Origin of the sequence: Marinomonas hwangdonensis, from assembly GCF_003721245.1 — a bacterium.
In the GTDB taxonomy this organism is placed as follows: domain Bacteria; phylum Pseudomonadota; class Gammaproteobacteria; order Pseudomonadales; family Marinomonadaceae; genus Marinomonas; species Marinomonas hwangdonensis.
Genome location: NZ_RIZG01000001.1, coordinates 336645 through 351786, shown reverse-complemented (window position 1 = coordinate 351786; position 15142 = coordinate 336645). Strand labels below are relative to the sequence as shown.

14 protein-coding genes are annotated in these 15142 nt (G+C 46.2%); 1 reads left to right on the top strand and 13 read right to left on the bottom strand.

Annotation, left to right across the window (positions count from 1 at the left end):
• Nucleotides 1-32: 32 nt before the first annotated feature.
• A complete protein-coding gene (locus EBI00_RS01645; RefSeq protein ID WP_123094177.1) occupies nucleotides 33-515 on the bottom strand; it encodes an FKBP-type peptidyl-prolyl cis-trans isomerase in 483 nt (160 codons plus the stop codon).
• Between the two features lie 405 nt (nucleotides 516-920).
• Between EBI00_RS01645 and EBI00_RS01640 the strand changes: the two genes are divergently transcribed.
• Entirely contained in the window at nucleotides 921-4379 is a 3459-nt protein-coding gene (locus EBI00_RS01640) for a PAS domain-containing hybrid sensor histidine kinase/response regulator (protein ID WP_123094176.1), read from the top strand.
• 6 nt (nucleotides 4380-4385) lie between these two features.
• On the opposite strand, the gene EBI00_RS01635 is transcribed toward EBI00_RS01640, so the two are convergent.
• The 12 genes from EBI00_RS01635 to rnr all read right to left on the bottom strand — a co-directional run bounded on the left by EBI00_RS01635 (nucleotide 4386) and on the right by rnr (nucleotide 14768).
• Nucleotides 4386-5015 (bottom strand): TetR family transcriptional regulator C-terminal domain-containing protein, encoded by a 630-nt coding sequence (locus EBI00_RS01635; protein WP_123094175.1) that lies wholly within the window; start codon nucleotides 5013-5015, stop codon nucleotides 4386-4388.
• A gap of 52 nt (nucleotides 5016-5067) precedes the next feature.
• Nucleotides 5068-5436 carry a DUF2750 domain-containing protein gene (locus EBI00_RS01630; RefSeq protein ID WP_123094174.1) on the bottom strand — a complete coding sequence of 123 codons (369 nt, stop codon included), beginning with the start codon at nucleotides 5434-5436 and terminating at the stop codon, nucleotides 5068-5070.
• A gap of 14 nt (nucleotides 5437-5450) precedes the next feature.
• Nucleotides 5451-6140 (bottom strand): 16S rRNA pseudouridine(516) synthase, encoded by a 690-nt coding sequence (locus tag EBI00_RS01625; protein ID WP_123094173.1) that lies wholly within the window; start codon nucleotides 6138-6140, stop codon nucleotides 5451-5453.
• A 23-nt stretch (nucleotides 6141-6163) separates the two neighbouring features.
• Entirely contained in the window at nucleotides 6164-6694 is a 531-nt protein-coding gene (locus EBI00_RS01620) for a GNAT family N-acetyltransferase (RefSeq protein WP_123094172.1), read from the bottom strand.
• A 121-nt stretch (nucleotides 6695-6815) separates the two neighbouring features.
• Nucleotides 6816-7436 (bottom strand): YitT family protein, encoded by a 621-nt coding sequence (locus EBI00_RS01615; protein WP_123094171.1) that lies wholly within the window; start codon nucleotides 7434-7436, stop codon nucleotides 6816-6818.
• Between the two features lie 159 nt (nucleotides 7437-7595).
• The gene (gene cobO / locus EBI00_RS01610; RefSeq protein WP_123094170.1) at nucleotides 7596-8234 is read right to left on the bottom strand and encodes a cob(I)yrinic acid a,c-diamide adenosyltransferase; all 639 of its coding nucleotides are present in this window, start codon (nucleotides 8232-8234) and stop codon (nucleotides 7596-7598) included.
• Between the two features lie 3 nt (nucleotides 8235-8237).
• Nucleotides 8238-8852 carry a trimeric intracellular cation channel family protein gene (locus EBI00_RS01605; protein ID WP_123094444.1) on the bottom strand — a complete coding sequence of 205 codons (615 nt, stop codon included), beginning with the start codon at nucleotides 8850-8852 and terminating at the stop codon, nucleotides 8238-8240.
• 22 nt (nucleotides 8853-8874) lie between these two features.
• Entirely contained in the window at nucleotides 8875-9465 is a 591-nt protein-coding gene (locus tag EBI00_RS01600) for a histidine phosphatase family protein (protein WP_123094169.1), read from the bottom strand.
• Nucleotides 9462-10247: an adenosylcobinamide-GDP ribazoletransferase gene (locus EBI00_RS01595; protein ID WP_123094168.1), complete on the bottom strand. Its 786-nt coding sequence runs from the start codon at nucleotides 10245-10247 to the stop codon at nucleotides 9462-9464. The genes EBI00_RS01600 and EBI00_RS01595 overlap by 4 nt, the downstream gene beginning before the upstream one ends.
• Nucleotides 10248-10284: 37 nt before the next feature.
• Nucleotides 10285-11349 carry a nicotinate-nucleotide--dimethylbenzimidazole phosphoribosyltransferase gene (gene cobT / locus EBI00_RS01590; RefSeq protein ID WP_123094167.1) on the bottom strand — a complete coding sequence of 355 codons (1065 nt, stop codon included), beginning with the start codon at nucleotides 11347-11349 and terminating at the stop codon, nucleotides 10285-10287.
• A gap of 9 nt (nucleotides 11350-11358) precedes the next feature.
• Nucleotides 11359-12126 carry a 23S rRNA (guanosine(2251)-2'-O)-methyltransferase RlmB gene (gene rlmB / locus EBI00_RS01585; protein ID WP_123094166.1) on the bottom strand — a complete coding sequence of 256 codons (768 nt, stop codon included), beginning with the start codon at nucleotides 12124-12126 and terminating at the stop codon, nucleotides 11359-11361.
• 89 nt (nucleotides 12127-12215) lie between these two features.
• Complete coding sequence (gene rnr, locus EBI00_RS01580) at nucleotides 12216-14768, bottom strand: ribonuclease R (protein ID WP_241556932.1); 2553 nt, start codon at nucleotides 14766-14768, stop codon at nucleotides 12216-12218.
• Between the last annotated feature and the right edge of the window lie 374 nt (nucleotides 14769-15142).

Below are 15142 nucleotides of genomic sequence, written 5' to 3'. Positions count from 1 at the left end.
TTCATTTTCCAGACGTTCAGTCTTTCGGTGTCTTAGTGGTGATGACCGCCCGCGCCGTGAACGTGACCGTGCTCTAGCTCTTCTGCTAGGGCAATACGAACATCAACGATTTCAACATCAAAATTCAACGTTTTGCCCGCCAGTGGGTGGTTGCCATCTAGCATGATGCCATCGTCTTCCACACCAATAACGGTAACCGCTTGTTGACCACCAGGAGTCTGTGCCATGAACTGCATACCCACAGCGATTTCATCAACGCCTTGGAAGTTTTCGGCTGGCACTTTTTGAATCAGTTCTTCATGAACGGCACCGTAACCGTCTTCAGGTGCAACTGACACAGTAACTTTGTCACCCGCTGCTTTACCTTGAAGAGCTTTGTCCAAGCCATCAATGATATTTTGAGCACCGCTTAAAAACACTAAAGGCTCTTGACCAATGGATGAATCCAGCTCCTGACCTTGTTCATCTGTCAGGGTGTAGTGCATGCTCACAACGGTGTTTTCTGTAATTTGCATTGTATTCTCCTAATGAGTAGATAAAAAAATAATAAGGGAACGAGCGTTTGATACAATCAAACCTTACAGTCCAACAATAGCGCTACACCGCCAAAACACGAACCCACAACGATAATTCGCGGCATTATGATAACGTCCCATAAGCGCAATAACTACCGTGTTAACCAAGAAGTTTGGTACGTTCGACGATTTTTAAAGGGATAATCTCGGATTAACGCAAAATAAATCTGCTTCAGGTTGTTTTTTGTTCAAGTTTTCCACTGTGTGGGAGCAAAATGCACCTAGACAACACCCTGCCCTACCTAAGTCGTAGAGGATTGTGAAAAGGTCTGTGTTACATTTAGTTGATGCTACAAAGGACGCACACAAACGCGACGCATCAGTCTAGGATTAGGTAGTGTACACATGACGGTTTTCTGGGTTTTATTAGCGATTCTTTATGTTCTAGGATTATTTTGGATCGCTATTTGGGGCGATAAAGAAGGCTCAACGGCGAAAAAATTGACTCGCCATCCTTTTACTTACAGCTTATCTTTGGCCATTTATTGTACCGCGTGGACGTTTTATGGCTCGATAGGCGAGGCATCTCGCTCTGGTTGGAGCTACCTACCCATTCTCTTGGGTCCGATTCTTTTATACTTGTTTGCCTTTCCTTTATTACGCAAAATGATCACCGTTAGCCACAAACAGAACATCACTTCTGTGGCCGATTTTATCTCTTCACGCTATGGCAAGCGCCCAATGACAGCACCACTCGTGATACTGATTAGCATGTTAGCGGTGATCCCCTATATCGCCTTGCAGCTCAAAGCGATCGGTTCAAATTTTGCCCTGTTTGTGAATCAAGACGAATCATCCACCAGCTTAGTGGTCTTTATTGCCACGATTTTAATGGGTGTCTTCGCTATGTTGTTTGGTACCCGAAAAGTGGAAGTCACTGAATACCGCTCTGGCATGATGCTGGCCATCGGAGCAGAGTCCTTGTTCAAATTGATTGCTATTGTGGCAGTGGGTGTTGTGGCTATTATGATGACTCAAGGACTAAGCCCCGACGAGCTTAGTAAAAATGTCGATTTTTCTGTTTGGGAATCCGAGCAGCTTTTGTCTTTTTCTTTTTTAATGCAAACCTTTATGTCTGCAGCAGCAGTCATTTGTTTACCCCGTCAATTCCACGTTACGGTTGTCGACCATCAAAACAATCGTCAATCCAACACAGCTCGATGGCTATTTCCCTTATATCTATTGATTTTCGCCGTCATTATTCCCCCTATTGCGATTGCCGGACAAGCCTTGTTTTCAGCCGACGTCAACCCTGACACTTACGTAATTCAGTTTGCTTTGGTGTCAGATAACTTGCCCTTACAAATCCTTATTTTTCTCGGCGGCATGTCAGCCACCACGGCGATGATTATTATCGCGACCTTTGCTTTAAGCATCATGATCAGCAATGACGTTATTCTGCCACTGATGTTGGCGCGCGCCAGTGCACAAAAACAAGCTCTGCCACTTTATCGACGCCGTATTTTAATTATTCGACGTTTCGCCATGGTGGGCATTCTAGTATTGTCCTATTTGTACTATCAAAAAATGGCCAACAATGAATCCCTAGCAGGCACAGGCCTTTTGGCTTTTTCATTGGTTTTACAGCTGATGCCGGCGGTGTTTGGTGGTCTCTACTGGAAGCGAGCGCATGCCCACGGAGTATACGCTGGCTTAACATTAGGGTTTTTATCTTGGATACTAATGATGATGTTGGCACTCACCGGCAACATGGATTGGTCATCATACAGTGCACAATCACGCTCTGAACTCATCAGCTATGGGGCGTTTATCAGTTTATTAGCCAACATTGTGGGATATGTTGTCGGATCATTGCTAGCCACCGAGCGTTTAATAGATCGAATTCAAGCAACGGCTTTTGTCAGCCCAACTACAGAGCTAGAAAAAGGCTTTTTCAAACCAAAGAGTAAAGCCACTAATGGCGACTTTTGTGTGCTTTTGGAAACCTTTTTAGGCAAACAAAAATGTCAGCAAGTGTTACTCAGTTTTGAGCAAGATTACAGCCAGACCATCTCGGCTAATGCCTCCCCTAATCGTCTTTTTGTCGACTATTGCGAACGTATTTTAGGCGGAGTACTCGGTGGGTCATCTGCTCGCACCATCATTAACTCCATCTTGATTGATAAAAAAATCAAAGTGGAAGAAATGGTGACCTACTTGGATGAAACCACGCAAGCCATCCAGTTCAGCCAAAATTTACTGTTTGTCTCTATGGATAACCTAGACCAAGGCATCAGTGTGGTAGACAAAGAACTTCGAATTGTGGCGTGGAATAAAACCTACCTGTCTCTGTACCCTTATCCCGAGGGCATGCTCGAAGTTGGCTTACCTGTTGAAAAGCTGATCCGCTTCAATGCAGAACGGGGTGAATGCGGTGTGGGCGATATTGAAGAGCTGGTCAATAAACGTTTGGAGCATCTAAGAAAAGGCACAACCCACCGTTTTTTACGTCGTCGAGCCAGTGGGCGTGTCATTGAAATGGTCGGCAATCCCTTGCCTGATGGGGGATTTGTCACCAGTTTCACCGATGTCACTGAGCACATTGAGAGTCAACAAGCCTTAAAAGAAGCTAACATAGATTTGGAGAAACGCGTCGAAGCACGCACCGAAGAGGTTCAGGGCGTCAACAACGAATTGATGCAGGAAATTGAACGCCGCAATCAAGCCGAAAAAGCCCTGATCAGCGCGAAAGCTGAAGCGGAACAGGCCAATGCATCAAAAACCGAATTTTTAGCGCTGGCCAGCCATGATATATTGCAACCATTAAACGCCGCTAAGCTATACATGGGCATACTTCAGTCAACCGAGCTATCGGATAATACCAATCAAGTGATTGCACAGCTTTCTGATTCCCTTGAATCTACTGAGGCGCTTATATCGACCTTGCTTGAGATTGCTCGATTAGACCAAGGTGCTATACAGCCCAAGCTAGTTGACTGTAACCTGCAAGACATTCTGGCACCGATTGTGGCTGAGTTCGGCGTCATCGCAGAAAGCAAACAGATTCGCTTAACCACTCACCTGCGCCCATTTAGAGTACATACAGACCCCATTTATTTGCGTCGTATTATTCAAAACTTTGTTTCTAATGCAGTGAAATACACGCAAGAAGGTCGCGTACTGTTAAGTGTCAGGCCACGCCTTGGTACTGTGTATTTACAAGTGTGGGATACGGGAGTCGGCATCCCTCTCACTGAGCAGAAGAAAATTTTTGACGATTTTTACCGCTGGGAAAATACGCAAGAGCCCGGCATGGGGTTGGGATTAGGGCTGGTTCGACGGATGCAAAAACAACTGGGACTGGCAACAAAGATCCATTCAGTGCCAGGAAAAGGCAGCTGTTTTAGCATTGGTATTCCTTTAGCGCAGGGCAACCAAGTGAGCGATATTCAAGCCCCAAGCGTTAACAGGCCATTCCAGAATAAACTGGCCCATTGTTACGTCTGGTGCATCGACGATGAGAAGAATAACCTGACCGCCATGCACACCTTACTCACCCATTGGCAATGCGACTGTCGTACCTTTAATCGATACAGTCAGGCTATTGAGGCCGAAGGGGAAGCGGAGCTGCTTTTGGTCGATTACAACCTTGACGGCAACAAAGACGGCTTGTCTTTGATTAAAGCGCTGAGGGAGCGTGCAGGGAAAACCATCCCTGCGGTCTTGATCACGGCATTGCGTGATCCAGAGTTGGTTGCTCTGTGCAAGGAAAACCAGGTTACCTACATGGCAAAACCTGCAAAGCCCGCCAAGCTACGAGCTTTGGTACAACATATTCATCAGTTAAGAGAAGACGCTCAATAAAAAAGTTTAATGAGCGTCGCTAAGACGTAAACCGCAACCGGCTAAGATAATGGCACTGACCGTATCGCCCACTCGCTTTAAGTCATCGTCACTCAAGGTATCTATGCCATTGAGTGCCAAGACTTGAGCTTCAAAATCGGCATAATGTTGTGTGGTCGCCCAAATCATAAAGATAACACTAGCCGGATCGCATTGACGCATTTTACCCGCATCCATCCAACCCTGCAGTAAGGCCACACGAGACATAAACCAAGGTCTCAGCTCTTCTTTCAAGTAGTCACCAATGTGCAATGCCCCACCAATCACCTCCATGGCAAACAGACGGGACGTCCTACCCTTTTCAAAACTCTGTTTTAGCTTAACGCGAATAAAGCTGTCCAACACATGCGCAGGGTCATCGTCCAAGGTCGCTTTATCAAACAGATCATTCCAACCCATGAGTGTCTGATCAAGCACCTGTTTATACAGATTCTCTTTCGACTGAAAGTAATAAATGATATTGGGCTTAGGTAACCCAGCGCGCTCGGCTATATGCTGCAAGCTGGCACCGTTGTAACCTTTTAAACCAAACTCAATTTCCGCTGCATCCAGTATTTTAACGAAGACCTCTTCACGGTTGTTTTGACGTTTACTCATGGGGTGCTAAGTCCTTATCGGTATTTGTGCAAAAATCGGTATTTCTATTCCATTAAGCCAACAGCGCGATTAACTCTTCTGCTGTAGATAATTTGCCTTCGTCTTCGATATTAGGAAAAACAGCGACGGTGATATTATCTAACGCAAGGCTAGGTAGCCATTGAGTTTTGAACTGTTCTAGTGACACAGACACAGGCTCACAGTCATCCCAGTCATCTACCGCCCATTGACTGGCAAACTCTGCATCAGGCCAAACCATGACACAGTCCCCTTCGTCGGTTTCCACCATGACAAAACCTTCTTCATTGCTCAAACTCCACACCCGTTCATTGGCCTTAGCTTGTTCAATAAAATACGCCAACCGCTCACTATCAAGAGCAACTAGCAGTTGAACTCTTTCATCCATCGATAATTCTTTCATGCTGTATTCTCGTCTTAAAAATAAGCGACTTCGTCGTCGGTTAACGCACGAAACTGACCTGGCTCAATATCTTCATCAAGGCAAAGCGGGCCAATTTGATCACGGTGCAATTCTTCTACTTTATTACCAACCGCGGCCATCATGCGTTTTACTTGGTGATATTTGCCTTCTTGAATCGTCAGATAGATTTCGCACTCACTGATACGTTCCGCCACGGCAGGCAATGTCGGTTGTGGTTCACCATGTAACATGACGCCCTCTTCTAGCTGTTTTAAGGCGTCGTCGGTAATAGGATCGGCCAACATAATACGGTAACGCTTATTGCAAGCATTGCGAGGAGAAGTAATACGATGCAACCATTGTCCGTCGGTGGTTAACAGCAACAACCCCGTCGTATCCTTGTCTAAACGCCCGACTATTTTGAGATCTTGACCTAAATGAGAGGGCAGCAAATCAATCACGGTCGGATGATCTGGATCTTCCGTCGCGCACACATAACCTACTGGTTTATGCAATACATAATAGCCTTCTGATGGCCACTCTAAGAGTATCTCGTCTAAACGAATCTGGTCACCTTCTTGAACCGTGTAATTGGCTTTTTTCACCACCACACCATTGACGGTAACACGGCCTTTTGAGGCCGCAATTTTAGACGCTTTTCGTGCCAAACTGGTCACGTGGGATAAATAAAAATCAAGTCTCAATGGAATCGCCTATGGCTTTAAGGTTAACTAAATACTTCGTGGGTGGTTTCAATTTCTTTATAAAAAAAAGTCGCGTTGTGCAACATACCATTTGCACTGCGTGTGTAGCCTGGCACTTCGCCAAAGGGGATGTAACCCATATTGACGTACATATCATGGGCAATGTCATCGCTACGTACTTCTAGCATTAGCAATTGCCTTTGCATAGACGCGGCAACCCGCTCGACACCTTGCATTAACATACTGCCTAAACCGTGCTCTCTGGCCTGTGTATGAACCATGAGTTTTTCCACATCACAACGATGCAAGGCATTGGCTTTTGGTGACATCGTAATTTGCACACTGCCGACCACTTTGTCGTCTTCGCGCACCAACAATACTTGGCGCACATTGTCCTGCAAATCCGCATTAATGGCCAACCAATAGGCTTTGGCCTCTGACTCACTCATTGGCGGTAAAAAGCCAATCGGAGCACCAGAGTCCACCGCATCACACAACAACTCGATAAGATCGTCTAAGTAAGGGTTAAGGTTATCTACTTTAAGTAACGCCAAACTGTCTTCCTCAGTCTTTTAATTGACGTTAATAATACCTTAGGGGCGATTACTAAGGAATGACTAGCATGGCTTAACTTCAGTAAAGACAAAAACCTCTCACAAGGATCCTATTGTATAACTATACGTTACCCATATAGCGACCCGGCTTGTGGTTCACCGCAATAATCATGTTCAATGCAATCGCACCAATAACAGAGATTAAAATCAGCATGAAGTCCACCACGAACACAGACAACAAAACAATACAGCAATCAACGGCCATCTGAAATTTCCCCATGGAAATCGCGTATTTTTCTGCCAAATAACGCGCCAATATATTGAGTCCGCCCAAGCTGGCGTTATGACGAAACAACATTAGAAAACCAACGCCCATCAAAAAGCCCCCTGCCACACTGGCGTAAAATGGGTTGACGGCTTCGAAGGTGATTAACATAGGCGTCACATCCGCAAAAACGGACAAACAGAAAACCGACACAAAGGTTTTGATGGTGAATTCCCAACCGAAGTGAATGATGGCCAAGGCATAAAATGGCAAGTTTATTAAGAAAAAAGCCTGACCAAAGGTCAGCACGGTAGAATATTGCATAAGAAACGCTAACCCTGCAGACCCGCCTGTTAGCAGACCTGTATGAGTGTATAAGTTCACTCCCAAAGCAATAATTAGGGTACCCAGAACAATGGCCTGAATATCTTCCAGACGAGTGTGTTTTTTTACCATAGGGCGTTCGGCGGTCGACATGAGTTTTCTCTAGTTTGATAAATGAAGTGGAAATACAATGCTGTCAGAGCAAGTAGCGCGCATTCTATGGAAAAACACGACTCAGACCAAGGTAAAAGGACTAAGTCGTTTTATCGAATTTCTATAAAGTGTCTACTTTTATGGACACTTCTGACAGGGTTACCACTCAATACCGGCTTGCGCTTTCACACCATGCGCAAAAGCATGACGTTCATCAGCAATTTTGCTGTGCGTGTCTACCGTATCTAATAACACTCTGGGCGCGGTGCGTCCCGTCATCATTACATTCTGATGAGGTGGGCGAGAGGCTAACGCGGCAATCAGGTCGTTTTCATCAAGGTAGCCATATTTGTACATATAGGTAATTTCATCTAACAAAACAAAATGCACACTAGGGTCTGACAAGATACCTGCGGCCAAGTCCCAAGCTTGTTCTGCGGCTTCTTTCTCCAATTCTGGATCCCGTGTTTCCCAAGTAAAACCGTGCCCCATTACATGGAAATCCACTAACGGATGAGCACCAAAAAACAGCTGCTCCCCCGTTGTCTTGCGACCTTTTATAAATTGAATCACCGCACTTTTTTGACCATGCCCCAAAGCACGAGCCATGGTACCAAACGCACTTGAACTTTTACCTTTACCGTTTCCTGTCAACAAGATAGTCACGCCGCGCTCCTGCGTAGCCGCCGCGATACGTTGATCCACGACCGCTTTCTTTTTTAACAAGCGCGCTTCGTTTTTCTCGACTTTTTGCCCTTGTTCTTGTTGAACTTTCTGTTCTGTGGATAAATCCGTCATATTTTATCTCTTTTTGTAAAGCAACCAGCTTGGGTAATACAGGTCTTTATGAATAGCAAACACCCTTAGTATAAAGACCAAAGCGACAGCGTAAATCGAGTTAAACTCATGGAAAGGGATATTCTTTTCAAGTAATACCAATAATACAGCACCTAACAGCGCTGGTGTCGCATAAAACTCTCGACCAAGAACTAAGGGCGGGCGATGACTCAGCACATCCCGAATAATACCCCCCGCGACGCCCGTGATAATACCCATAGTGATGGCGATTGTCGGAGCAAACCCTAAATTCAACACCTTTTCGGTCGCCACAACAGTAAACAACGCCAATCCAAAGGAATCAGCGTAATCGAAGACTTTTTTCTTATCATCAATAAAGCGAACCGTGAAAAAGGCCAGCACAGAAGACAAAAACGCCACCCAAAAATACGATGTGTCCTTAACCCAGTACACGGTTTCAACCGACAACATAGTATCTCGAATGGTACCGCCGCCCAATGACGTCACCATACCTAAAAACACCACACTAATGATGTCCATGTCTTTTTTACCAGACGAGATAACCCCTGTGACCGCAAAGGCTGCGATCCCAAACATACCCAAAAAATATAGCAACATGATGTATTTTTTCTCAAAAAGTCTAAGCAGAAACCCAATCACCAGCGCCCAAGCGCTTCAACACCACAAAATCGCCTTGCACCGATAATTCGGTCACACTGCTAAACCCTGCATCAATCCGATGGCATTGCGCCAGCGGCCATTGACACAGCAAACTCACAAAGACTTTAATCACACCGGAATGCGCCACCACCACACAATTCTCCATGGGTAGGTCGCGCACCGATAACCACCACTCCCAGACACGATCGGCCACCACTTGCAAGGATTCACCGCCATAAGGCGCGGCATGTACAATGTTTTCCGCCCAAAGATCGATCTCTTGGCGTGGGATATCTTGCCAACACAAGCCCTCCCAATGACCAAAATCCAGCTCTTTGAGCGCCTCAATCGAGTGGCCATGGCCATCACTGAGAAACATGGCCAACTGTGATGCTCGACTCAAAGGGCTGTGATAAACCACATTGCTGGGGTCTGAAAAATCCAGAGACAAAGCGTTCTTTAATCCCAGGGCTCCCACTTCCCAGCCTTCAAGCAATGGCACATCCATGTCGCCATAACACAGGCCCTTCTTTACGTCAGGCTTGGGATGACGGATCAAATAAAGATTCACGAATAAGACACCAACAAACACACGATCACAAAGACTTCACCAATTTGCTCACTGGCGCCTAAGGTGTCGCCATTAAATCCGGACAATTTCTTACGCAAATACAGGCCAATGAAAAACACCAACATCGCGGCGAAGAATACAGTCAACAACAAATTGAAAAGGTTAAATGCCAACACACCGAACACCAAACAAGGCGCCAACGCGATGGCCCATTGCTGGAGATTAAGTGACGCAATCATACTGGCGGCTTTACTTTTCCCCGCAGTTACATAGGTCATACGACGCATTAGAACCAGCGGTAAAACACGTGCTAATATGTGTACAAAACACCAAGCACTTAAAGTGTACATAAAACCCAAAAATGAACTAGGGATGGCTTCGAGCAATTCAGTGAGCAATAACCACTTCAGGGTTAAAGAAAACCAAATCGCAAGCGCCGCATAGCTACCAATACGCGAGTCTTTCATGATGGCAAGGCGTTGCTCTTTATCCCACCCTCCCACTAAGCCATCACAGCTGTCCATGAGACCATCCTCATGAAAGCCCCCCGTAACTAACACCGCAGTCAGCAGCATCAATAGCGCTTGCAATGAAGCCGACCAATCAAACCATAATGGCCATGCACTCAATAACGCCACAACTACACCAATCCATGGTAAAAAGCACACCGCCGGGGTGTGCTTTATATCCTCACTCCAATCCACTTTCAATGGGATTCGAGTGTAAGTAACAAGACTGCGTTTAAAGCCTTGCCAATATGGTCCAACAATGACGCCTTTCATAATGGATTATGTATACCTAATTTTCGTACAACTGAAGTTATTTAGAATCTGTCACACCAGCGCTTTCAAAACTCGCCATTTTGTTCAGAAACACACAAGCACTTTGGATCAGAGGGTACGCCAAAATCGCACCAGAACCTTCACCTAAGCGTAAATTCAACGACAAAATAGGGTCAGCGTTGAACTGGTCCAACAGCATTTTATGAGCTTTTTCATTCGATTGATGAGCAAAAATCGCGTAGTCACTGACATTGGGTGCCACTTTTTGTGCGAACAATAGGGCCACTGTGCAAATAAAACCATCCACCACAAAGGCCGTTTGACGCTGCGCTGATTGCAACATGGCGCCAGCCATGGCGAGAATCTCAAAGCCACCAAGCTGTTCGGCGAGTGTTTGCGCACTCCAGCTGGATCGTGTTTGGCCTGTTTCTTGTTCAGCACGTACTAATGATTGCTCAATAACTTGGGCTTTATGGGACACACCTGCTTGATCTAAGCCCGTGCCACGACCAGTACTGTCTGCTGCACTGACAGCAATCAGAGCCGCCATCATGCAGGAAGACACACAGGTATTCCCTATGCCCATCTCACCGAACATGAGTAAATTCGTACCCGCATCGATCGCCATATTCGCTTCATCAACACCCGCCTGAATCGCTAACGCTACTTGCTGAGAGGTCATCGCAGCCTGTTGGCTAAAGTCCTGAGAAGCAAACGCCACTTTACGTGCACCCAACAAAGGATGAGGAGCAAGCTCTGCGTTCACACCAACATCCACCACACGCAAAGGCACATTATGTTGTTCACAAAACACACTCACCGCCGCGCCGCCCATTAAAAAGTTCATCACCATTTGCGGTGTCACTTCCTGAGGAAACAAGCTAATGCCTTGAGCCACTACCCCATGATCCGCCGCAAAGACAATCATTTTGGGTTTAGAAACATCGGGGGTCAGTGTTTGCTGTATTTTACCAAGCTTAAAAGCAATATGCTCTAGCTCACCCAATGACCCTAGTGGTTTGGTTTTCGTGTCAATTTTGTGGCGTAGATCGGCTTCAATAGAAGAAGGCAAAGCCGAAATAGCAAATTGTTTGTGTAACATAGTTCCCTCTTAACCTGTCGATTTTGCGGCACGTTGGCGCACGACTTCATATAAACAAACGCCCGTTGCTACAGACACATTTAAACTGGAAACGACACCAGCCATGGGCAGTTTCACAAGGTAATCGCATTGTTCACGAGTCAAACGACGCATACCTTCCCCTTCCGCACCCATGACGATGGCCGTCGGAATGGTCAAGTCTTGCTCGTAAATCGTTTGCGTTGCTTCACCTGCGGTGCCAAAAATCCACACACCTTGGTCTTGTAATTTTTTCATGGTACGAGCGAGATTTGTCACAGCGTAAACCGGCATGCTTTCTGCCGCACCACACGCCACTTTACTGACGGTGGCATTCAAAGGCGCCGAGTTATCTTTTGGCATGACAACAGCATGAGCGCCTGCCGCGTCGGCACTGCGCAAACACGCGCCTAGGTTATGTGGATCGGTCACACCGTCTAAAATAATAATCAGAGGGGGTTCCTCTAAACCCGCTACCAAAGTATGCAAGTCCGCCTCACTACCCGCTTTGTTCATTGTGGTATAAGCCACCACACCTTGGTGAACAGCGCGCTCTTTATTCTTGGTAAAAAGTTGATCTAATTCTTTACGCGGTACCACGCTATAGCGCACTTTGTTGGATTTACAAAGTTGTACTAGTCGCTGGTTTTTCTTGTCATCACGACCTTCTTGAAAACGCACTTCTTTCACGCGCTCAGGTTGTTGCGTTAAGGCGTTTTCTACGGCATGTATGCCATATATCCATTCTAAATCTGACATTGTTTTCTCTGTAATCAAAATTCGGGGGCAAAAATTCGGCAACAAAAAGGCCTTTTCATCCAAATAATCTGAATAAAAAGGCCTTTAGATCATTCTCTCGCTTTTGGCTTAGCGTTGTTCTTTTTTGGTTTTTTTGGCTTCTTCGGCTTTTTGGCAGCAGCAGAAGCCGGTTTACCACTTGCCGCAGCGGCGGTTGCTGACTTTTTCTGCCGAATGCGCTTACCCTTAGACACAGGAGAGCGGCGCTTTTTCTTCGCTTTGCCATCAGACTCTTTATTTTCTTTGGCCGACTTATCGCCTTTGGGCTTGTCGCCCTCTGATTTCGTCGCTGATTTTGGCTTAGAGCGCCCGCCTAATTCAATCGGCGGTAACTGCGCCAATTGCATTTCCAGTTCGGTTAACTCATTGCGCTCCACTTTTCTGCGTGGCTGACGCACGCTGACATCATCAAGACTCAAATCAATTTTACGCTGTTCTAAATTGACACTCGCCACACGCACTTTTAACGTATCACCAAGACGGAAAACTCGCCCCGTACGTTCACCAATGATGGCCTGATGTTCCATGTCATGGACAAAATAATCTTGTCCAAGCCCTGATATATGCACTAAGCCGTCAACAAACAAACCTTGTAGTTCAACAAACAAACCAAACGACGTCACCGCCGTAACGATCCCATTAAAGGGTTCGCCCAAATGCTGTTCAACGTATTGGCATTTCAGCCAAGCTTCTACGTCGCGAGTAGCCTCATCGGCACGACGCTCGGTCAAAGAACAAGATTCACCCAAGCTGTCCATATCGGCATCGGTGTAGCCGTAAATTTTACGCGCTTTGATTTCTAAACTGCCAGCCACACGATGGGCTTGACGCACCGCAGGTCGACCTTCACCACGAATCAAGTACCGAATCGCACGGTGCACCAACAAATCAGGATAACGACGAATAGGCGATGTAAAATGCGTATAGGCTTCGTAGTTTAAACCAAAGTGACCCAAATTATCCGGCTGATACACAGCCTGTGACATAGAGCGCAGCATCATAGTTTGAATGCTACGGGCGTCTGCACGGTCTTTAATCGCTTCGGATAAGGCCGCGTAATCGGCCGGCGTCGGCTTGGCGCCACCAGTTAACTCTAATCCCAGCAAACCCAAGTAAGTACGCAGGGTCAACAAACGATCGTCTTTTGGCCCTTCATGCACACGGTACAAGGCAGGCAAATTGGCCTTCATAAGAAGCTCAGCGGTCGCCACGTTGGCACACAACATACATTCTTCAATCAACTTGTGCGCGTCGTTGCGTTCGACGGGAATAATGTGCTCAATCTTCGAGTTTTCATCGAACACCATGCGCGTTTCAACAGTGTCAAACTCCATGGCACCGCGTTCGTCACGAGCACCTCTCAGTGTGTGGTACAAACCATTTAAATCATCAATGTGCGACACAATAGATGCATAACGCTCACGTAATTCAATGCCTTGCTCTTCTGGCTCAGCAGCGATCATTTTCGCCACTTTCGAGTAGGTCAAACGGGCATGGGAACGAATCACGCCTTCATAAAATTTGTAGCCACGCATCTTGCCTTTGGTGGTTAACGAAATCTCTGCCACCATCACCAAACGATCTACGTCAGGATTTAAAGAGCACAAACCGTTCGACAACACCTCTGGCAGCATAGGAATAACGCGACCAGGGAAATACACAGAGTTACCACGCACAATAGCTTCTTCGTCTAAAGCCGTGCCTTTTTTCACATAGTGAGACACATCGGCAATGGCCACGAACAACTTCCAACCACCCGCTGTTTTTTCACAATACACGGCATCATCAAAGTCACGCGCGTCTTCACCGTCTATGGTAACGAAAGGCGTGTCACGCAAATCAACGCGAAATTCTTTGTCTTCTTCAGCGACTTCGGTGCTGAAGTTCTTGATTTGTTTTTCAACCGCTGCTGGCCACTCGTTCGGGATCTCATAGCGGTGCATAGCGACTTCGATTTCGACACCTGGTGCCATAAAGTCACCAAGAATCTTTTTCACTAAACCTTGGGCGGGCTTACCACGCTCAGCGTAAGTGACAATTTCAGCCAACACATATTGACCATGCTTGGGTGTCAAACCCGACTCTGTGGTGATCAAGATATCTTGAGCGATACGAGGGTTTTCTGGTGTAACGAAAGCCGTGCGGCTCTCTTCATAATATCTGCCAACAAGCTGAGTGTGCTTACGTTCTAGCACTTCAACCACGACACCATCTAAACGACCTTTCACGCTGCGACCAGAAAGGCGCACTTTGACTTTATCGCCATCCATCACGTTTTGCATTTGACGGGCCGATAGAAAAATATCGTCATCACTTGGACGCAGTAGGAAACCATGACCTTCTTTGTTGCCTTGTACGTAACCTTCAATCAGGTCACTGGCTAAAATGGGCGTGTATTGGTCATTTCGATTACTGGTAAGCTGGTTGTCTCGGCACATGGCGATAAGACGACGGCGTAGTGCCTCAATTTCGTCTTCACCCGTTAAAGAGAACGCCGAGCACAGATCAAAGTGCCCCATGCTTTTGTTCTGGGTGGCAAGAAACTCTAAAATGAATTCACGGCTGGGTACGGGGTTATCGTACTTAGACGCTTCACGTTGCATATGGGGATCGTTAATTTTTTTATTACTCAATGTATATTTATCCTTGGTTTTATCAATAAGACGCCCTTTTATAAAATAGAAGTATGAACATCTTATGTATGTTGAACATCGACGGTGTTGGATTGCATCACGCTTAGGGTGTGTTACTGTTCAACCGTCATTTTGTTCGATTACCCACATTATAGAGCATATTCAGCAAATACTCTGCACGATCGTCTTTCTCTAAGCATTTTCTGCACAGTCTAGATCTGCTCATTTGGTAATTGCACAACATTTTGCACGATTTACACCCTTTTTAGGCCCAAACAGCCCCACTTATTGGCCCGACACAACACATTGTTAGGCCTTTTCAGACTAAGACGGCCGTTTTTATT

Excerpts from the sequence above, each read along its gene's own strand:
- EBI00_RS01615 (WP_123094171.1), bottom strand. The coding sequence starts at position 7,436 with ATGTCGACCGCCGAACGCCCTATGGTAAAAAAACACACTCGTCTGGAA.
- rlmB (WP_123094166.1), bottom strand. The coding sequence starts at position 12,126 with ATGTCAGATTTAGAATGGATATATGGCATACATGCCGTAGAAAACGCC.
- EBI00_RS01595 (WP_123094168.1), bottom strand. The coding sequence starts at position 10,247 with ATGAAAGGCGTCATTGTTGGACCATATTGGCAAGGCTTTAAACGCAGT.
- EBI00_RS01635 (WP_123094175.1), bottom strand. The coding sequence starts at position 5,015 with ATGAGTAAACGTCAAAACAACCGTGAAGAGGTCTTCGTTAAAATACTG.
- rnr (WP_241556932.1), bottom strand. The coding sequence starts at position 14,768 with ATGCAACGTGAAGCGTCTAAGTACGATAACCCCGTACCCAGCCGTGAA.
- EBI00_RS01605 (WP_123094444.1), bottom strand. The coding sequence starts at position 8,852 with ATGTTGCTATATTTTTTGGGTATGTTTGGGATCGCAGCCTTTGCGGTC.
- EBI00_RS01645 (WP_123094177.1), bottom strand. The coding sequence starts at position 515 with ATGCAAATTACAGAAAACACCGTTGTGAGCATGCACTACACCCTGACA.
- EBI00_RS01640 (WP_123094176.1), top strand. The coding sequence starts at position 921 with ATGACGGTTTTCTGGGTTTTATTAGCGATTCTTTATGTTCTAGGATTA.
- cobT (WP_123094167.1), bottom strand. The coding sequence starts at position 11,349 with ATGTTACACAAACAATTTGCTATTTCGGCTTTGCCTTCTTCTATTGAA.
- cobO (WP_123094170.1), bottom strand. The coding sequence starts at position 8,234 with ATGACGGATTTATCCACAGAACAGAAAGTTCAACAAGAACAAGGGCAA.
- EBI00_RS01630 (WP_123094174.1), bottom strand. The coding sequence starts at position 5,436 with ATGAAAGAATTATCGATGGATGAAAGAGTTCAACTGCTAGTTGCTCTT.